Genomic DNA, 19223 nt, shown 5'->3' on the forward strand with positions numbered 1-19223 from the left:
GATGCCCGTGTCCGAAGACGCCACCCTGCTCACCGTCGGGGATGCCGCGCCCCGCGTCGCCGACACCGCATTCGTCGCGGCGGGCGGTCGCATCGTCGGCGACGTCACCCTCGGTGACCGCGCCAGCGTCTGGTACAACGCGGTGCTCCGCGGCGACAGTGCTCCCATCTCTGTCGGCGCGCGCAGCAACGTCCAGGACGGCGTCGCCGTCCACGTCGACGCCGCGCACGGCGTCGAGATCGGGGAGGACGTCTCGATCGGGCACAATGCCGTCGTCCACGGCTGTCGGATCGGGGACGGCACGCTCGTCGGGATGGGCTCGGTCATCCTGTCGGGCGCGATCGTCGGTGCGGGCTGTCTGATCGCCGGGGGAGCAGTCGTCCTCGAAGGTGCGATCATCCCCGACGGCTCGCTCGTGGCCGGTGTCCCGGCGAAGGTGCGGCGCGCCCTCACCGACGAGGAGAAGGCCGGCATCCTGCGCAACGCGAGGATCTACCTCGATCACTCGGCACGTCACGGCGCGGAGGCGTGAGGCCCACCCTCAGCGCCGCCATAGCGCGGCTGATCTAGGCTTCCCCCCGTGCGCGTCCGCCCCCTCCTCCCGCTCTGGCTCGCTCTCCCCGTCGCGGTCGCCGGCGGTGCCGTGCTCGATCTCGCGTTCCCCGACGTCGGCATCTGGCCGCTCGCCTTCGTCGGTACCGCGATGACGCTCGTGACGCTCATCGGACGCTCGGCATGGGGCGCCGTCGCGGTCGGTGCCGTGTTCGCGGCGACGTTCTATCTGCTCCACATCGACTGGATCACGCGATACCTCGGTGTCGTCCCGTGGTTCGCACTCGCAGGTGTCGAGACGGCCTTGAACGCCGTGGGCGCCATCCTCATCACGCTGTCCTACCGCTGGCTCCCGCGGGTCCTGCCGGGCTCCTGGGCCCGTGTCATCGCCCTGCCGGCCCTGGTCGCTGCGGCCTGGACGGCGCGCGAGCAGTTCGTCGGCTCCTGGCCCTACACGGGCTTTCCATGGGCACGGCTCGGCATGAGTCAGTCCGACAGCCCCCTCGCCGAGCCCGCGTCCTGGCTCGGAGTGAGCGGTCTCAGCTTCGTCATGGTGTTCTTCGTCGCGGCGGTCATCGAGGCTGTTCGCCTCAAGGTGTGGCGCCGCGCGCGGCTCGTGGCGCCCGGCGCGATCGCAGCGGTCCTGCTCGTCCTCGTCCCGCAGTTCCCGACGACGGATGCCGGAACGATGCGTGTCGGCGCGGTCCAAGGCAACGGGCCGTCCGGCTACTTCGATCGACGCGAGCCATACGACGTGTTCCGCGCCCAGCTCGCGGCCACTCAGCCGCTCGTGGGTCAGGACCTCGACCTGCTGCTGTGGCCGGAAGGCGGCGTCGACGCCGATCCGATTAACAACACGTCTATCGCGGATGCGCTGGACGACCTCTCGACCGAGGTCGGCGCCCCCCTTCTCGTGAACGCCGCGACCGAGCGCGGCGACAAGGTCTACAACACCTCGATGCTCTGGGAGGCCGGTGCGGAGAACCCCCTGGCGCTCCATGACAAGACGCACCCCGTCCCGATGGGGGAGTACGTTCCGGACCGCTGGTTCTTCGAGGCGCTCGCCCCCGATCTGATCGGACTCATCCAGCGCGAGTACACCCCCGGGACGAACCCGCCCTTCTTCGATGTGAACGGAGTCGGTGTCGGCCTCGCCATCTGCTTCGACGTGATCTACGACGATGTCATCTGGGACGGCGCTCGAGACGGCGCGGAGGTCTACATGTTCCAGACCAACAACGCCGACTTCCGCGGTACCGACGAGAATCTGCAGCAGCTCGGTTTCGCCCGCATGCGCGCCATCGAGACCGGCCGAGCTGTCGTCAACATCTCGACCGTCGGAACGAGCCAGGTGATCGCGCCCGATGGATCCGTCATCGACGGCCTCGCCGCGGACACCGCCGGCTCACTGCTCGTGGACGTCCCCCTGCGCACCGGCCTCACACCCGCCGTCGTCGTGGGGCCCGCCGTCCAATGGCTGCTGGGCTGGTCGGCGCTGCCCGTCCTCGCGGTGCTGGGGCTCGTCGTGCGCAGGCGCACGAAAGCGGCGCCGCCCACGGAGGACGGCGCCGCTGGAGTGTGAGGGTCAGGCGCTGAGCTTGTCCGAGCTGCCACCACGACGTGCGCGCAGCAGAGCCAGGCGCTCCTCGAGGAGTTCCTCGAGTTCGGGGATGGTGCGGCGCTCCATCAGCATGTCCCAGTGGGTACGTGCGGCCTTGTCGCCGGAGTGGTCGACCACGGCGACCGTGTCGCCGATGCGTCGGACGGCCTCGGAACCGCAGGTGCGGCACTCCCAGGCCTCGGGAACCTCGGCATCTGCCGCGAACGTGAGAACTGTCTCGCGCTCGCACTGGGTGCAGACGTAGGTGTGGTTGGTGCGCTCCACGAACACGACGCCCTCTTCGCTCTGTAGGCTCGAAGCGCCGAGACGCATGCCGCGCAGGCTGCGATCTGCCATTGTGTGGTCCTCTCGTCGTCGTCCTCAGGTATAACGAACTCACCTGTGCGGATCATCCGAGAAGACCTCAGCGAGTGTGCTATTCACAGCCGATCTCCAGGACCGGCGGTTATAGGCGAGACAGCCTCGCGGCGATGGCTATGTCCGTCCGGTCCGTGACGACACCATCGACACCCGTGTCCCAGAGTCGCCGCATCCGTACCGGGTCGTCGACGGTCCAGACGTGCACCTCGACGCCGGCCGAATGAGCGACATCGATGAGACGTCGCGACAGCACCCGTATGCCGCGGTGCCGCTCGGGGATCTGCAGCGCGTCGATCCCCGAGAGGCGACGCGCAGCCAGACGGGGGAGACGTGCCGTCACAGCGGCGAGGACCCGCGCGAGCGTTCCGGTGCCGGCCGAGGTCGCAGGTTCACCGCCGCGTGCCCTCGAGGCGGCCAGGGCGACGCCGCGGCGCGTGTCGGAGAAGCTCGTGAGGAGCACACGGTCCGACTCGCGGGCGGTGAGCGTGCCGACGGCTGCGGCGGCGGCATCCGCCTTCACGTCCAGGTTGAAACGCGCGTCCGGAAACGCGTGAAGTACGTCGGGCAGCACGGCGAGCCCGCCCCGTGTGGACATGATCTCCGCCAACTCGCGCGTGCGCACGGTGGCCACAGGGCGAGGGTCCCCGGTGATCCGGCGCATATCCCGATCGTGGAAGAGCACGACATCTCCGTCGGCCGTGACGTGGCAGTCGGACTCGAGGTACACCGTACCGGCCGCGCGGGCGGCGGCGAGGGCGGCGACGGAATTCTCCACGACGTTCTCGGAGTCGGAGGGGACGAAGCCGCGATGGGCGAGGACCCTCGGCACTTCCTCGCCAAGGAACCACGGATGCGTCATGACGCGGGGGTCGTCCCGTCCGGGCGCGTGTCGGCGCCCCCGAAGGCCGTGCTGAAGGACTTCAGCGCGTCGGTGAACTCGCTCGGGATGATCCAGAGTTTGCTCGAGGAGCTCTCGCTGATCTTCGGCAGCATCTGCAGGTACTGGTAGGCGAGAAGCTTCTCGTCGGGGTCGCCCTTGTGGATGGCGTCGAAGACCGAATGAATGGCTTCGGCCTCGCCTTGGGCGCGCAGCACGGCGGCCTGCTTGTCGCCCTCGGCGCGGAGGATCTCCGCCTGTCGACGCCCCTCGGCCTCGAGGATCTGCGACTGCTTGGACCCTTCCGCGGTGAGGATCGCCGCGCGCCGGTCGCGCTCCGCGCGCATCTGCTTCTCCATCGAGTCCTGGATCGACACCGGCGGGTCGATCGCCTTGAGCTCCACACGCGAGACGCGGATGCCCCACTTGCCGGTCGCCTCGTCGAGCACGACCCGGAGCTGGGTGTTGATGTTGTCACGGCTCGTCAGGGCCTCTTCGAGGTTGAGGCCACCCACGACGTTGCGGAGCGTCGTCGTGGTGAGCTGTTCCACCGCACCGAGATAGTTGTTGATCTCGTAGGTCGCCGCGCGCGCGTCCGTGACCTGGAAGTACACCACCGTGTCGATGGAGACGACGAGGTTGTCCTCGGTGATCACCGGCTGCGGCGGGAAGGACACGACCTGCTCGCGCATGTCCACGAGCGGCAGCAGCCGGTCGATGAACGGGATCAGGAGATTGAGGCCGGGGGAGAGGGTGCGCTGGTAGCGGCCCAGTCGCTCGACCACTCCCGAGTAGGCCTGCGGGATGATGCGAATGGATCGGAAGAGCACGACGACCACGAAGATCGCGACGACGACCAGCAGGACGACGATGAAGATCTGGCCGACGAACGCGCCGACGTCGACGCGGGCGGGGAGGGTCATGCGGGGTTCCCTTCTTCGGGTGCCACCAGGACGGTGGCGCCGCGGACGGCGGTGACGGTGACGCGTTGACCGGGCACGACGGATGCCGAGGCATCGATGAGTCGCGCGGTCCAGGTCTCGCCGTTGTCGAGCTTGACCGAGCCGTCACCGTCGGTGAATGCCGCGACGACTCTGGCGGACATCCCAGTGAGGGCGTCGACATTCGTGGGGATGTGCTGACTCGACCGGTGGAGGGCACGCAGGAGGAGCGGACGGATGGTGAACAGCAGGAGGGCCGACACCGCAGCCGCCGCGAGCACTTGGAGCCACCACACGCCGCCCGCGAGATTCACTCCGAGACCGCCGACGAGAGTGCCGGCGGCGAGCATCAGGAACGTGAACTCGAGCGTCAGCAGCTCGATGATGACGAAGAGGACCGCGAGCACGAGCCATCCGATCCACAGGTACTGGATGAGATCGGGGAACATCGTCGGCTCCTTCGGTGCGCGTGTCCTCGCACCCTACCAACCGCTGTCGAGGCCCAGGCGGAACCGCCTCGATTGATAGGCTCGAGCTCGACCCATCCGTCTCGCGCACCCGCCGAGAAGCCCGCAGGAGTTCCCCATGTCGCAGCCCGTTCCCGCCGCATCCCTGACCGGCAAGACCGCCCTCGTCACCGGATCGTCCCGCGGGATCGGCGCCGACACCGCGCGGTACCTCGCCCAGGCGGGCGCGAACGTCGTCATCAACTTCCGCAACAAGGCGCCGCGAGCCGAGAAGCTCGCGACCGAGCTGCGCGCGCTCGGGGTCGACGTGCTGACGGTCGGGGCGGACCTCACGGATGCGGCATCCGTCGCGGAGATGTTCTCGGCTGTGAAGGAACGCTTCGGTTCGCTCGACATCCTCGTGCTGAACGCCTCCGGAGGCATGGAGGGCGGCATGGCCGAGGACTACGCGCTCACCCTCAACCGTGACGCTCAGGTGGGCGCGCTCGAGGCGGCGCTGCCGCTCATGGCCGCAGGCAGCCGCGTCGTCTTCGTCACGAGCCACCAGGCGCACTTCATCGAGACCACGCCCACGATGCCCGAGTACGAGCCCGTCGCGAAGTCCAAGCGCGCCGGTGAGGACGCCCTGCGGGAGCGGATTCCGGCGCTCACGGAGCAGGGCATCGAGTTCGTGGTCGTCTCGGGCGACATGATCGAAGGCACGATCACAGCGACCCTCCTCGAGCGCGCCAACCCGGGAGCCATCGCGGAACGCCGCGAGAGCGCCGGGAAGCTCTACAACGTCTCGGAGTTCGCGGCGGAGGTCGCCCGCGCGGCCGTCGAGCCGGTCCCGGCCGACCACACCCGACTCATCGGCGACACCAGCTCGTTCGGCGTCTGAGGGCGTCTGACGCTCAGGCTCCCGGACCGAGCAAGAGCACGACGAGGAAGAGCACGGGGACGCATCCGAGCGTCGTCAGGAACACGGTGTCGCGCGCGATCGTCCGGCCCGTGTCGTATCGCTGTGCGTAGTTGAACACGTTCTGCGCCGTGGGGAGTGCGGCGAGGACCGTGACGACGAGCACCTCGGCGGGGGAGAGCCGGAACAGCAGCGCGGCCACCGCCCAGGCGACGGCGGGCATGGCGACCAGTTTCAATCCGGTGGCCAGGAGGATGTCCCGACGACGTCCCGACGGGCCCAGGACGCGCTGGCCGTTCAGTGAGATGCCGTAGCTGATCAGCAGGATCGGGACGGCGGCGTTCGCGACCAGCTGCAGGGGATCGAGAACGATCGGCGGGAGCGGGATGCCGGTCGCCGACGCGATCGTGCCCAGGAGCGAACCGACGACGATCGGATTGGTGACCGTTCGCCGAAGGATCGGCCATGGTCGTCGCCCGGTGGGGGAGGCGAGAGCTTCGAAGATCGCCATCGTGATGGGGGTGAGGACGAGGAGCTGGAAGAGGATTACCGGGGCGGGGAACGCCGCGCTTCCGAGGACGTAGAGCGAGAGCGGGATGCCGATGTTGTTGGAGTTCACCTGTCCGGCGGAAAGGGCACCGATCAGCACCTCCCCGGCGGGGCGTCGCCAGACGAAACGCGAGACGAACACGAAGATCGCGAAGATCACGACTGCGGCGATCGCCGAGACGGGAAGCAGCGACGAGAACAGCGTGCGGACGTCCGCCTGGGACAGCACGACGAACAGCAGGAACGGGCTCAGCACGAAGAACGTCAGCCTACTGAGAACCTGACCGCCGGTCGGCCCGAGCAGGTCGATGCGCCCGATGACCCAGCCCACGGCGATGGCGACGCCGATGACGACGAATCCCGTGAGAACTGCGAGCACATGTCGAGCCTAGGACGCCGCGGCGGTTGCGTCTGACGCGGGGGAGTGGGTATCGTTTTTCGATAGATCATTATCGAAAGGCGATCATGAGTCGCACGACCATTCTCACTCTGCGCGTCATTCTCGTGGTGTCGCTGGCAGGCTCCCTGCTCGTACAGGTCGGCATCCTCCCTCTGATCTGGAGGGACCTCGCATCGAGCGCCGCGGGGTGGCGGGTCACCGCCGTGGTCATCCTCGGACTCTGGGTGTTGTGTCTGCAGGTCGTGGCGATCTGCATCTGGCGGCTCGTGTCCATGGCCGCCGTCGACGTCGTCTTCTCCGCCGGCGCCTTCCGATTCGTCGATGTGGTCATCGGTGCGATCAGCGTGGCTGCCGTCCTCACAGCCGGCCTCGCCACCCTCCTCGTACCCGGTGGCATCGCTCCCGGCGTCGTCGGTCTCATCTACGGCGCCGCGGTCGCGACCGGGGGAGTCGCCCTCGTCGTCGTCGTGATGCGGTCGCTCCTGCGCAAGGCGATCGAGATGCGCACGGAACTGGACGAGGTGGTCTGATGCCGATCGTCGTCGACATCGACGTCATGCTCGCGCGGCGCAAGATGGCCGTCGGCGACCTCGCCGCTCGTATCGGGATCACTCCCGCCAATCTCGCCGTCCTGAAGAACGGGCGCGCGAAAGCGGTGCGGTTCACGACGCTCGACGCCTTGTGCGAGGCACTGCAGTGCCAGCCGGGGGATCTCCTGCGGTGGGAGCCGGATCGACCGCACGCCGAACCCTGATGGCAGCAGGGCACACAGCCGAGACCCTCTGCCAGGATGACGCCGTGGACAGCATCGAGGTGATCGTCGCGCACGCGGAGCGGGCCACGCTGCGTGTCGGCGACATGTTCGTGAAGATCGACGCGGATGCGGCGCGGTCGGAACGAGAGGCTCGCGCCATGGCCTTAGCACCGCTACCGACACCGCCGATCCGCTGGCACCAGCCGCCCGTCCTGGCGATCGAGATGGTCCGAGGAACGGCCCTCGGGGTCCTGGGCGAGCCGTCCACGGCGTCACGGGCGGCGTGGACGGCGACGGGCGCGTCGATCCGGCGCATGCACGACGCGCCACTGCCGCCATGGCCCGGGGCCGCCGTCGCAGACGTGTCTGCCGAGCTCGCACGGGAGTGCGCCTGGCTGCGCGGGAACGCTGTGCTTCCCGCCGAGGTGATCGACCGCAATCAGGCGATTGCCGAGATGGCGCTCCGACCGTGGAAACCCGCGTTCATCCACGGCGATCTCCAGATCACCCACGTGTTCGTCGACGGCGATGAGGTGACCGGGGTGATCGACTGGTCCGAGGCGGCTCCGGGCGATCCGATGTTCGATCTGGCCATCCTGACGCTCGGGCACGAAGAGTGTCTGGACGACCTGCTCGCGGGATACGGCGAGGACGACGTCGACAGATCCGTCATCCGAGGCTGGTGGTCCTTCCGGAGCTTGACCGCAGCGAGGTGGTTGATCGAGCACGGATTCGATCCGGATGCGGCAGGATGCGAGTTCGATGTCCTCCGAGCTCGCATGCTCGACCGATGACATCCGATAATGCACATTATGTCAACTCGGTGACCACCGGACGACGGTGAGCAACGCGTCCGGCTCCCCTCGCCGGCGCCATGGCCGAACGCCCGGCGGTCAGAGCGCCAGCGGCAAACGGGTCGTGGACAGCCCGACGTCGCCGAGGAACCGCTCGAAGGCGAGCGTCGCCATGCCGATCGCGACGGAACTGCCTCGGACCGTCGAGACGCCGAGCTCCACGGCCGCCGTCGCTCCCGCCGGCGCGCGCCGCTGCAGCTCGGCCTTCGTCGGGTCCACCAGGTCTTCACCGAGCGCCCACGCGGTCCATCCCGTGAGCATCATCACCTCGGGATCGATGATCGACGCGAGGTCCCCGAGAGCCACGCCGAGGTAGTGCGCGGTGCGCGTGAGGACCTCCTCGACGACCGGATCTCCCCCGGACGCGCGGTGCGTGCGAGCGAGCCCATCGATGAACTCGCGTTGCGGCACGCGTGCGAGATCGTGTTCCGGTGCGATCTCGCGGAGCGTCTGCTGGATGCCGGGAGCACCGACATACGCCTCCACGCAGCCGAGCCGACCACAGCGGCAGGAACGACCGTCGAGGACGAGGACCGCGTGCCCCCACTCCCCTGCGCTGTGTGTGGCGCCGCGGAGGATCTTGCCGTCGAGCACGATGCCGGCTCCGACGCCGGTACCGAGGTTCGCGATCACCATCGACGACGCCGTACGGCCCCGGCCGAACCACAGCTCGGCTGTGGCGATCGCCTTCAGCGGATTCTCGACGACGAGCGGAAGGCCGATGCGCTGCCGCAAGCGGTGGAGCACCTCCACGTTGCGCGCGGCCCATCGGGGCGCGACGGCATCCGCCGACTCCTCGGCGCTGATCAGCCCCGGCAGCGCGACACCCGCCCCCAGGACGCGCGCCCGGTCGACGTCGGTCTCACTCAGCGCACGGTCGACGGCGCGGACGATGCTCTCGGTGACGCTGCTCACCGACGGCAGCGAGTCGTCCATCGGCACCTCGACGGATCCCACCTCCTCGAGGGCGGCGTCGAAGACGATGGCGCGGACGTACGTCTCCGCGACGTCGATGCCGAGGATGCGGCCGCGGTCGCCGTTCACACGGAGCATCGTGGTGGGCCTGCCAGCCCCGAGGGCGGAACTGCCGGCATCCGCGACCAGCCCCTCCCCTCGAAGCTCCTGGACGATCGTGGCCACGGTGGCGACGCTCAGCCCGGTTGCCTGCGCGAGCTCCCCGCGCGTCGAGGTGCCGGAGGACAGCAGGGCATGCAGGACGTCGAGCCGCGACTCGCTGCGGATGTCACGCGACGATCTCTTACCCACGCTGGTGCCCTCTTCCGTATCCACGGTCGATCCCGCGAATGTCTGCCTGAATACTGCCAGAGTCCGAACCGTTATCGGATTGGGGGTAGACCACCCCTTCTTTTAAGCATTAGATTAATGCCGATCGGTGCGACGGCGGACCGATCAGACTCCCGTATCGCCGTCACCATCCCGCAGAGAGGCGAGAAGGATGACATCACCCACGCGACGCAAGCTCGCAGTCACAGCAGCATTCCTCGGCGCATCCGCGCTGTTGATCTCCGGTTGCTCCAGCAACGCTGGCGGCGGCGCGGACGGACCGATCACGCAGTTCTACCACCAGTACGGCGAGGAGGGCGTCCAGGAGGCGGTCAACCGCTGGGCGGACGACTACGAGGACGCCGAGATCGACCTGCAGTGGGTCGAGGGCGACTATGCGCAGCGCGTGAACGCACTGCTCGCCTCCGGCAAAGGCATCGACCTGTTCGAATACAACGCGATCAACGTCGAGGCGGCGCGCCAGGGCCAGTACGCCGACCTGACCGATCTCGTCGAGCCCATCAAGGACCAGATCCTCCCGATCGCACTCAAGCCCGTGACGATCGACGGCAAGTACTACGGCATCCCGATGATCACGGACGCTCAGCTGTTCATCTACCGGCCCTCCATGTTCGAAGAGGCCGGCGTCGAGGTCCCCGAGACGTGGGACGAACTGGTCGAGGCGGCGAAGAAGCTCACGAATGCCGACCACAAGGGCCTCTTCCTCGGCAACGACGGCGGAGCCGGCATCCTCGCCGCCAACCTTCCCCCGGCAGCGCCCGGCGGCATCATCGACGACGGCAACACGACCGTGTCGCTCGAGTCGCCCGAGCTCGCCGAGGCGCTCACGTCCGCCCACGAGCTCTACGACTCCGGCTCGCTGCTCATGGGTGCACCGACCGACTGGTGGGACCCGACCTCCTTCATCGCCGGTGATGTCGCCATGAGCTGGCAGGGCCTGTGGGCCATCCCCGCCATCAAGGAGGCACTCGGGGACGACGTCGCTGCCTTCCCGGTACCCGCGCTCGAGGGCGGCCAGCCCATCGTCGGCGTGTCCCAGTGGAACGAGGTGGTCGCCGGCAAGTCCGGAAAGATCGAGAAGGCCAAGGAGATCGCCAAGCAGCAGTGGATCGACGACACCGACTGGCAGATCGAGTTCAGCACCACGTACGGCTTCCACATCCCGCCGCTGAAGGACGCCCGCGACCAGGCGGAGACCCTCGGTGACGGTGTGGCGAAGCAGATCGTCGACCTGACGACCGAGTACGGCTGGACCGGCGGCCCCTACTACACGCCCGCGATGAGCACGGCCCTGACCGACGCGGTCACCCGCATCGTCGTCGACGGCGCGGACGCGAAGTCCGAACTGTCGGCAGCGCAGTCCACGATGCAGGGCATGCTGGACACACTGCAGTGACTCAGCTCACGCCTCCGGTGGCCCGGGTCTCAGACCCGGGCCACCGGCCCACTCCCCCGCCCACCGTGCCGCGCGCGCGCCGCCCGATCCGCGGCACGCGACGTGCGTTCTGGCTCTTCGTCGGCCCCTTCTTCATCGGCCTGGTGATCTTCAGCATCATCGCGCTGTTCTGGGGCTTCTACCTGAGCTTCACCCGCGCGGTCGCGACCATCACGCCGACCGACTTCGTCTGGTTCGACAACTACGTCGCCCTGCTGACCGACCCGAGCTTCCTGTCGTCGCTCCTGTCGTTCACGATCTTCGCGATCCTGGTCGTCCCCACCACGCTGATCGTGTCGCTGCTGCTGGCGATGCTGGTCGCGAACCTCCCGGTCGCACGCGCCTTCTTCCGCTCCGTGTTCTTCCTGCCGACGGCGTTCTCGTACGTGATCGCCTCTCTCATCTGGAAGCTCGGCATCTTCAGCGGGTCGACTTCCTCGGTCGCCAACTCGATGCTGCAAGCGTTCGGGCTCGAGCCGGTGACCGCGTGGCTGACGCAGTCCCCGTACTACTGGGTCGTCATCGTCAGCGTGCGCCTCTGGCTGCAGGTCGGCTTCTACATGCTGCTGTTCATCGCGGGCCTGCAGCGGATCCCCGACACGCTGTATGAAGCGGCAGCCCTCGACGGGCTCTCCCGCGGGCCGCGTCGGTTCTTCGCCATCACCTGGCCGCAGCTGCGGCCCACCACCGCGGCCGTCATGCTGCTCCTGCTGGTCGCCGCCTTCCAGGCATTCGACGAGTTCTACAACCTCGTGCGGACCATCCCGTCCGTGCGTCCTCCTCTGCTGTACATCTACAATCTGTCGTTCCAGCAGCTGGACTACGGCAAGGGCGCAGCCGGCGCGTTCGTCGTGACGGCGGTCGTCGTTCTGGTCGCCCTCCTGCAGTCCCGCTTCTTCGGATTCGGATCTGCGGATGAGACGAAGGCGCCCCGCCGGGGCGCACGGAAGGAGCGTGCATCATGACCGTCGTCGGAAACCCCGTGCGCCGGCGTGTGGAGCTGACGCTGCGCTACATCGTGCTCGTCGTCCTCGCGATCCTGTTCCTGCTGCCTCTGTACGTGATGGTCAAGACGGCGGTGTCGCAGCCGTCCGATGTCACGTCGAAGCAGTTCGTCTGGTGGCCCGCCGACCCCAACTGGGGCAAGTTCGCCGAGATCTTCGCGGACGAGCGATTCGGGCAGTCGCTGATCACCTCGACCATCATGGCGGTCTCGATGACGGTCGGCCAGATCGTCATCGGCGCCCTGGCCGGGTACGGGCTCGCCCGCATCCCGAACCGGGCGTCGAAGTTCCTGCTCGCGGTGACCGTGACGATGCTGCTGATCCCCAGTGCCACCACCTTCCTGCCCAACTACCTCATCGTGTCGTGGCTGGGCTGGACCGAGACGCTCCAGGGCATCGTCGTCCCGACGCTGTTCACGGCGTTCAACGTCTTCCTGTTCCGACAGTTCTTCCTGTCCTTCCCCAAAGAACTGGAGGAGGCCGGCAAACTCGACGGGCTCGGCTACATCGGCACGTTCGTCCGCGTGGTGCTGCCGAATTCGCTGACGTTCGCCGCCGCGCTGACCGTGCTCGGATTCCTCGGTGCGTGGAACGCATTCCTCTGGCCCCTGGTGGTGGCGGGGACCGGCTTCGGAGCGCTCACGGTCCAGGTCTACCTCTCGTCGTTCATCACGGCGCAGACCTTCGACTACACCGGACTGTTCGCCGCCGGGTTCCTGGCGTCGATCCCCGTCCTGCTGGTCTTCATCCTGCTGCAGCGGTGGCTGCTGCGCGGTGTCGCCGAGACCGGCCTCGGTGGCGCCTGAGCATCAGCTCGGGTCCCGGCCCCGCGACGACATGACCCGCACCCGTTCCTCGAGTGAGATCCGCGACGCCTCACGGCGGGAGCTCGTCCGAGCTCTCGCCGTGGGCGGGACCGCGACCCGCACGGATCTCGCCCGGGCGACCGGACTGAGCGCGGCGACCGTGTCGAACCTCGTCACGGAGCTCCGCGACGACGGCCTGATCGCGGATGCCGGCGTCGACAACGGGGGCGCGGGACGTCCCACCACGCTGTTGCGCATCGACGGGGCCGGTGGGGCGCTCCTCGGGATCGACGTCGCCGAGACCTACATCCGGGCTGTCGTGTTCGACGCCGCTCTCAGCGAGATCGCCGCAGCCAACATCGACGTGGACGAGGCGTGGGACTCGACCGATCGGATCGCCGAAGCGATCCTGCACGCCGTCTCGCAGGCGCTGCAGCGCAGCGGACGGCATGCGGATCACCTCCTCGGCGCGGGGCTGGGGCTGCCGGGTCTGACCTCGACCGACCCCCGAGGCACGGCATCCACCCCGGCGTGGGCCACCCACACTCGAGACCTCGAAGACCGTCTGCGTCCTCACCTGCCGAGCGCACTCGTGACCGCCAACCCGCTGCAGGCGGTGGGGCACTCCGAGGTCTGGTTCGGAACCGCACGCGGACGCTCGACCGCCGTCGTCGTGAACCTCGGCACCGGCGTGGGAGCCGGCATCATCGTCGAGGGTCGCGTTCTGCGCGGCGCGACGCGCAGTGCCGGCGAATGGGGGCACACGGTGCTCGAGCTCGACGGCCGCACCTGCCGCTGCGGGCGGCGTGGCTGCGTCGAGGCGTACGTCGGCGTCCCCGGCATCCGGCAGACCCTGCGGGACATCGCCGGAACCCATGACCTGCTGGGACTGCACCAGCGCGAGTTCATCCAGGGCCTGGGTGAGGCCGCGGACGACCCGGCAGCCTCCGAAACCCTCGCGCGCACCGCGCGCTATCTCGGCATCGCACTGTCCGACATCGTCGCGGTGCTCAACCCGGAGGTGCTCACCCTCACGGGATGGACGGCGTGGGCGCTCGGCGACGTGCTGCTCCCCGCCACCCGCGCAGCGCTGGCGGAGCGCGCGCCCGAACTGACCGCCGCCCGGCTCGCGCTCGACGTCTCGCCCGTGCGGGTCAACAGCGTCGCGACAGGGATGGCCGTCCTCGCCTTCGAGCAGTACCTCGACACCCGAGCACTGGCCCGCCGCATGCGCCCGCGTGTCGAGTCGCCCGTCACTCCCGCTCTCGTCGGCGCGGCGCCGGCGGCATCCGCCCCTCAGGCCGTCGCCGGCTGAGCACGACGACAGGAGATCCATGGTCCTCGCACGCCCGAACCGCCCGCCGATGGGATGGAACAGCTGGGACTGCTACGGCACGACGGTGACCGAGGCCGAGGTCCTCACCAACGCCCGCTTCATGGCCGAGCACCTGCGCGACGCCGGGTGGGACACGATCGTCGTCGACGCCGACTGGGCGGACCCGGACGCGCGTTCGCACGGCTACAACGACGATGCACGTCTGCACCTGGACGGGGCCGGTCGCCTGCAGCCCGATCCGGGACGCTTCCCGTCCTCAGCGGGTGGCCTCGGGTTCGGACCGCTCGCGGAGCAGATCCATGCCCTCGGCCTGAACTTCGGATTGCATGTGATGCGCGGCATCCCGCGGCGGGCGATCGCCCACGGCCTGCTGGTCCACGGCACGGAAACGCCGCTCGCCGACCTCGCCGACCCCGCCAACGACTGCGAGTGGAACCCGCACTTCGTGGGGATCGACCACGACCACCCGGATGCCGCCGGGTACTACCGCTCCACTGTGGCGCTCTACGACCAGTGGGGCGTGGACCTCATCAAGGCCGATGACATGCTGTGGCCGTACCAGGAGCGCGACATCGCCGCCTACAGCGACGCCGTCGCCGCCGCGAACCGGCAGATCGTGCTGAGCCTCTCCCCCGGCCGCGACCTCTCGGCCGCGCACCTGGATCACCTGACGGTCCACGCCAGCATGTGGCGCATCTGCGACGACGTCTGGGACCGCTGGGAGGACGCAGCGGACAATCTCGGCCGTATGGCGCGGTGGGCGCCGCACGCCGGGCGCGGTGCCTGGCCGGACGCCGACATGCTGCCGCTCGGCCGGATCGGCATCCGCGCGGAACGCGGCGAGCCCCGCGAAGACGCGCTGAGCCCCGACGAGCGGCGCTCGCTCCTCACCCTCTGGGTGATCGCCCGCTCTCCACTGATGTTCGGCGGCGACCTCCCCACGACCGACCCGGGAACGATCGCGATGCTGAGGAACCCCGGGATCCTCGACCTGCTCACCCGCGCGGACAGCAGCGGCGAGATCCGCCGGGAGCATGGACTGGTGCTGTGGCGCGCCATCGGCGGCGGGACGACGTGGATCGCCGGCGTCAACACGACCGAGGCGCCGCTCACGGCGACGCTCGATTCTCGCGACCTCGGCTTCGGTCGCACCCCGCACGCCGTGATCGACGTGTGGACCGGCGCATCCGTCCCCACGCGGCCCGCGCGCGCCGGCGACTCCACCGTCCGCGGAGTCGCCCCGGACTCCCGGGCGTTCGACGTCGCACTCCCGCCCCACGGATGCGTGTTCTGGCGATTCGACGGATGACCCGGCGCGCGGCGCGGACTACCCGAGCCGCGCGCTCATCATCCGCACCTCGGTGAGCCGAGGAGTGCCCTCCGCGCCGCCGATGGCGAGCGCCCACAGCACCCTGCCATCGGCGTGTGCGCTGAGGTCGAAGTCGAGCACCGGCTCGTCCAGCGGATCGATCGTCCGGTCCAGCAGCAGGTGGCCGTCGAGCGTGACGGCGATCCTGCGCGGGACATCGTCGGCGAGCCACGCGATCCGCAGACTCACCGCGGTGGCACTCCAGTCCTGCAGCGTGAATGCACCCTCGGCGCGGAAGCGACGCCAGTGCGCGCCCTCGTCGTAGCCGGACTCGGAATCCACGAGGGCGAGTCCATGGTCGGATTCGGGCTGCTGCTGACCGAAGGCGATCACATCGAGCGTCCGGGCGTCGAGGGCGTCGGCACGGGCGTCCTCGGCGACCAGCTCGGCACGCCGACGCCCGGCATCCGCCTCTGACGCCACCGGGAACGAGAGGACGTAGCGGTCGTCGTGGAGCGCGGCGAAGGGCTCGAGGACGACCTCATCGTGCGCGGATGTCGGCGGGAGGACGACGATCCCCCCGTCGCGCCGCTCGGCACGGATGAGGTCATCCGGCGCGAGGATCGGCGTGTCCGCGAGCGGGAGGAGTGCGCCACGGGCGATGTGCCCCATCCGGGCATCCGTTCCCCGCGGATCCACGGCGGGCTCCGGCAGCCGTTCTGCGAGAACCCTCGGGCCGTCGACGATCCAGCCCCACCCCTCGACGCCCGGCGGGCGCTCCCAGCGCAGCACGGGCGGCAGCTCCACCTCCACGGTGCTGCGCCCCTGCCATTCCCGGTCGAGTTCGAGCCATCCCTCGCTCGACGGGTGCACGGTGTCGCCGCCGACACGCGCGACGGCGCACCCGGGCACGACCCCGTCGGGCACACGGACGCGCAGTGCCAGACGCCGGGGTGCGGTCGTCGTGACGGTGATGATCGCATCGTCCCCGAACGGACGGGACGTCCCGACCTCGACGACAATGCCGTCGTCCTCGAGCCGGGCCGCGATGAGGACCTGCACGTCGATGCGGCGGGGCGCTCTTCCGAACACCGAGAGCGCGTAGCGGGAGGGCGCCTCCAGACCGGTGCCCATGCAGCACCAGAACCCGGCCTCGGGTCGCGAGGAGACACGGTGGTGCCCGGGGCGGTGCGACGTGAAGTAGACGATGCCGCCGTGCTCGGGATGCTGCGCCGAGAGGAGGTGCGCGCTGAGGGCGCGTTCGATGTAGGCGAGGTGAGCGGGGTCGCCCGAGCGGCGGTACATCTCGCGCGCCAGCTCCACCATGTTGACGGTGTTGCAGGTCTCCGGCCCCTCGCGCGCGGTGAACATGCTCGACCAATCGTCGCGGGGAGGGAAATGCTCGCTGACGCTGTTGCCGCCGATCGACGTCGTGCGATGCCCGACGACACTCTCCCAGAACGTGTCCGCCGCGCGGCCGTACTCGGCCGGCGCACCCATCCGCGCGAGGACCGCATAGCCGACGGCAAGCGGGATGTGCGCGTTCGCATGTCGGCCGTCGAGCGGATCCGAGCCCGCCGCGAGCGGCTCGAGGAAGGACCGGACCGCGAGTCGCTGCGCCAGCTCCCACGCCGCGGTGTCGCCGGTCGCCTCGGCCCATCGCGCGAAGGTCGCTGTCAGTCCACCCGGCTCCGTGCGCAGCACCTGCTTGACCCGCGCGTCCGTCAACGCGGCGAACGTGCGCACCCACCACCGGACGTGCTCCTCGGCGATCACCCGGGCCGATCCCGAACCCGCGTACACGACGGCGTCGACGAGCCCTGTCAGCGTCTTGTGCAGGTTGTAAAGGGGCGCCCACCGCCCGTCGAGGTCGAACGTCTGCGCCTCGACGCGACCGTCGGCGATCTCGTCCCAGAGCGCGACCCCGTCCGGGACGCCGCCGATGTAGCCGGTCCCGAGGGCGAGCTGACACTCGCGGAGGGCTCCCAGGATCTGCTCCATGCGCGCTCGCGCCGCAGCGGATCCGCTCGCGGCGTGCGCCGCCAGGGCGCTGAGGGCGTGTCCGAGCGTGTGGCCGTCCAGGCCGTCCGCCTCCCAGCCGCCGTATCCCGGCCCGGTCGGGAGGCCCGACTCACGGCGGAACGGCGCGAGGAGCCTGTCGGGGTCGAGCTGCAGCGCGGACTGCAGCGCCAGCTCCTTCGCCCGCGCGAACGGTCCCGCGGTGAGCGTGACCGCCCCGAGGGGGAACGGCTCCACTCCCCCTCGGCCCGCGGTCGTCGTCATCCGGCAGCCCGGACGCGCACCGTGACGATGCTCCGCGGCGGAACGGCGAGCCGCAGGTCGCTCCCCTGGACGACCGCCCCGGTGAAGTCGACGGGTGCGACGGCCTCCGGCTCGTCGAAGGTGTTGTGAGCGGATGCCGCGGCGTGCAGCATCCGTGCGCTGACCACCTCGCCGACGCGTTCCGGCAGCCGCAGCACGAGCTCGGACTCCGCGTTCAGGTCCCAGTTGACGACACTGACGGTGTAGACGTCGTCCTTCACGCTGACGGTGTGGTCGAGATGCGCCGCAGCGGGGCCCTCGGCACGGCCCGCGGCATCCGTCGTCGCGACGAACTCGGCGTCCTGGTGGTCGACGTACAGCCCGAACGCGTGGAACGTGGGCGTCTTCACCATGCGCGGGCCGTCGGTGAGGAGCATCGCCTGCAGCACGTTGACCATCTGCGCGATGTTCGTCATCCGCACCCGCGCGGCGTGGCGGTGGAAGATGTGGAAGTTCACCGCCGCGACGATCGCGTCACGCATCGTGTTCTGCTGGTAGAGGAAGCCGGGGTTCGTCCCCTGTTCGACGTCGTACCACGTGCCCCACTCGTCGACGAAGAGCCCCACGCGGCGGGCGGGGTCGTGCCGGTCCATGATCTCGCCGTGGCGGCGCAGCAGCGTGTCCATCATCCGCGTGCGGTGGATGGTGTCGTACCACGCCGCGTCGTCGAAGGACAGTGCCGCGCCCTTCACGTCCCACTCTCCCGTGGGGAGCGTGTAGTAGTGCAGGCTCAGCGCGTCCATGTGCCCGGCGGCACGCGCCATGAGGACATCGGTCCACTCGTAGTCGTCCGCGTTGGCCCCGCAGGCGACCTTGGCGACGTGGCTGTCACCGTAGTCGCGCACGAACGTCTGGTATTGGCGGTACAGGTTGGCGTAGTGGAGCGGGAGCATGTTGCCGCCGCATCCCCAGCTCTCGTTGCCGACCCCGAAGAACTGCAGCTTCCAGGGCTGTTCACGTCCGTGGGCCCGGCGGAGCTCGGCCATCGGGGTGTGCCTGTCGAGTGTCATGTACTCGATCCAGTCCTGCATCTCGGCGACGGTGCCGCTGCCGACATTGCCGTTGACGTATGCTTCGGCGTCCAGCTGATGTAGGAGCTCGAAGTACTCGTGCGTGCCGAAGGTGTTCGGGTCGACGACCCCGCCCCAGTGCGTGTTGACCATCGCTCGGCGCTGCTCGGTCGGGCCGACACCGCCGAGCCAGTGGTACTCGTCGGCGAAGCAGCCGCCGGGCCAGCGGACCACGGGGACTCTGATCTCGCGGAGTGCGGAGATCGCGTCCGTGCGCAGCCCGTTCTTGTGGGCGATCTCGTCCTGCTCCCCGACCCACAGGCCTTCATAGATCCCGCGTCCGAGGTGTTCGGCGAACTGCCCGTAGATCCGGCGGTCGATGCGGTGGGCGCGGGTGGTGGCGGTGATGATGCTCATGGATGC

At 69.2% G+C, this 19223-nt stretch carries 19 protein-coding genes; 11 read left to right on the forward strand and 8 right to left on the reverse strand.

The window, feature by feature from the left end:
- The first annotated feature begins 1 nt into the window (after position 1).
- Together AB0259_RS04680 and lnt are read left to right on the forward strand one after the other, a co-directional pair.
- A complete protein-coding gene (locus AB0259_RS04680) occupies positions 2 to 532 on the forward strand; it encodes a gamma carbonic anhydrase family protein (RefSeq protein WP_366220371.1) in 531 nt (176 codons plus the stop codon).
- Positions 533 to 580: 48 nt separating this feature from the next.
- Positions 581 to 2134, forward strand: a complete 1554-nt coding sequence (gene lnt, locus AB0259_RS04685) for an apolipoprotein N-acyltransferase (RefSeq protein ID WP_366220370.1) — start codon at positions 581 to 583, stop codon at positions 2132 to 2134.
- 3 nt (positions 2135 to 2137) lie between these two features.
- Here the strand turns inward: lnt and AB0259_RS04690 are convergent, their stop codons facing one another.
- The 4 genes from AB0259_RS04690 to AB0259_RS04705 form a co-directional block, all read right to left on the reverse strand.
- Entirely contained in the window at positions 2138 to 2509 is a 372-nt protein-coding gene (locus AB0259_RS04690) for an RNA polymerase-binding protein RbpA (protein ID WP_064002015.1), read from the reverse strand.
- Positions 2510 to 2618: 109 nt separating this feature from the next.
- A complete protein-coding gene (locus AB0259_RS04695) occupies positions 2619 to 3392 on the reverse strand; it encodes a glycerophosphodiester phosphodiesterase family protein (RefSeq protein ID WP_366220369.1) in 774 nt (257 codons plus the stop codon).
- Positions 3389 to 4333, reverse strand: coding sequence for an SPFH domain-containing protein (locus AB0259_RS04700; protein ID WP_251580893.1), 945 nt, complete (start codon positions 4331 to 4333; stop codon positions 3389 to 3391). Before AB0259_RS04700 ends, AB0259_RS04695 begins: the two co-directional genes overlap by 4 nt.
- Entirely contained in the window at positions 4330 to 4800 is a 471-nt protein-coding gene (locus AB0259_RS04705) for an NfeD family protein (protein WP_251580890.1), read from the reverse strand. Before AB0259_RS04705 ends, AB0259_RS04700 begins: the two co-directional genes overlap by 4 nt.
- A gap of 136 nt (positions 4801 to 4936) precedes the next feature.
- On the opposite strand from AB0259_RS04705, the gene AB0259_RS04710 reads away from it, so the two are divergent.
- Entirely contained in the window at positions 4937 to 5698 is a 762-nt protein-coding gene (locus AB0259_RS04710) for an SDR family oxidoreductase (RefSeq protein WP_366220368.1), read from the forward strand.
- Between the two features lie 13 nt (positions 5699 to 5711).
- Here the strand turns inward: AB0259_RS04710 and AB0259_RS04715 are convergent, their stop codons facing one another.
- Positions 5712 to 6644: an AEC family transporter gene (locus AB0259_RS04715; protein ID WP_366220366.1), complete on the reverse strand. Its 933-nt coding sequence runs from the start codon at positions 6642 to 6644 to the stop codon at positions 5712 to 5714.
- 86 nt (positions 6645 to 6730) lie between these two features.
- On the opposite strand from AB0259_RS04715, the gene AB0259_RS04720 reads away from it, so the two are divergent.
- From AB0259_RS04720 to AB0259_RS04730, 3 genes are read left to right on the forward strand one after another with little or no spacing between them, the layout of a single operon-like run.
- Positions 6731 to 7195, forward strand: a complete 465-nt coding sequence (locus AB0259_RS04720; RefSeq protein WP_366220364.1) for a DUF2975 domain-containing protein — start codon at positions 6731 to 6733, stop codon at positions 7193 to 7195.
- Positions 7195 to 7419 carry a helix-turn-helix transcriptional regulator gene (locus AB0259_RS04725; protein ID WP_366220362.1) on the forward strand — a complete coding sequence of 75 codons (225 nt, stop codon included), beginning with the start codon at positions 7195 to 7197 and terminating at the stop codon, positions 7417 to 7419. The genes AB0259_RS04720 and AB0259_RS04725 overlap by 1 nt, the downstream gene beginning before the upstream one ends.
- Positions 7420 to 7463: 44 nt before the next feature.
- Positions 7464 to 8213: an aminoglycoside phosphotransferase family protein gene (locus AB0259_RS04730; RefSeq protein WP_366220360.1), complete on the forward strand. Its 750-nt coding sequence runs from the start codon at positions 7464 to 7466 to the stop codon at positions 8211 to 8213.
- 99 nt (positions 8214 to 8312) lie between these two features.
- Here AB0259_RS04730 and AB0259_RS04735 read toward each other — a convergent pair whose 3' ends face one another.
- Positions 8313 to 9539 carry an ROK family transcriptional regulator gene (locus AB0259_RS04735; protein WP_251580878.1) on the reverse strand — a complete coding sequence of 409 codons (1227 nt, stop codon included), beginning with the start codon at positions 9537 to 9539 and terminating at the stop codon, positions 8313 to 8315.
- Between the two features lie 190 nt (positions 9540 to 9729).
- Here AB0259_RS04735 and AB0259_RS04740 point away from each other — a divergent pair, with 190 nt between their 5' ends.
- The 5 genes from AB0259_RS04740 to AB0259_RS04760 all read left to right on the forward strand — a co-directional run bounded on the left by AB0259_RS04740 (position 9730) and on the right by AB0259_RS04760 (position 15468).
- Positions 9730 to 10974, forward strand: coding sequence for an extracellular solute-binding protein (locus tag AB0259_RS04740; protein WP_251580876.1), 1245 nt, complete (start codon positions 9730 to 9732; stop codon positions 10972 to 10974).
- Between the two features lie 65 nt (positions 10975 to 11039).
- A complete protein-coding gene (locus tag AB0259_RS04745; protein WP_366220358.1) occupies positions 11040 to 11978 on the forward strand; it encodes a sugar ABC transporter permease in 939 nt (312 codons plus the stop codon).
- On the forward strand, positions 11975 to 12823 hold the full coding sequence (locus AB0259_RS04750) for a carbohydrate ABC transporter permease (RefSeq protein WP_251580872.1): 849 nt from the start codon (positions 11975 to 11977) through the stop codon (positions 12821 to 12823). Before AB0259_RS04745 ends, AB0259_RS04750 begins: the two co-directional genes overlap by 4 nt.
- Before the next feature lie 31 nt (positions 12824 to 12854).
- A complete protein-coding gene (locus AB0259_RS04755; RefSeq protein WP_366220355.1) occupies positions 12855 to 14138 on the forward strand; it encodes an ROK family transcriptional regulator in 1284 nt (427 codons plus the stop codon).
- Positions 14139 to 14157: 19 nt separating this feature from the next.
- A complete protein-coding gene (locus tag AB0259_RS04760; protein ID WP_366220354.1) occupies positions 14158 to 15468 on the forward strand; it encodes a glycoside hydrolase family 27 protein in 1311 nt (436 codons plus the stop codon).
- Between the two features lie 18 nt (positions 15469 to 15486).
- Here AB0259_RS04760 and AB0259_RS04765 read toward each other — a convergent pair whose 3' ends face one another.
- Positions 15487 to 17751: a beta-L-arabinofuranosidase domain-containing protein gene (locus tag AB0259_RS04765; protein ID WP_366220352.1), complete on the reverse strand. Its 2265-nt coding sequence runs from the start codon at positions 17749 to 17751 to the stop codon at positions 15487 to 15489.
- Positions 17748 to 19217, reverse strand: a complete 1470-nt coding sequence (locus tag AB0259_RS04770; protein WP_251580864.1) for an alpha-L-arabinofuranosidase C-terminal domain-containing protein — start codon at positions 19215 to 19217, stop codon at positions 17748 to 17750. Before AB0259_RS04770 ends, AB0259_RS04765 begins: the two co-directional genes overlap by 4 nt.
- Positions 19218 to 19223: the final 6 nt, after the last annotated feature.

The organism is Microbacterium sp. NPDC080005 (assembly GCF_040702445.1).
Taxonomy (GTDB): Bacteria; Actinomycetota; Actinomycetes; order Actinomycetales; family Microbacteriaceae; genus Microbacterium; species Microbacterium oleivorans_D.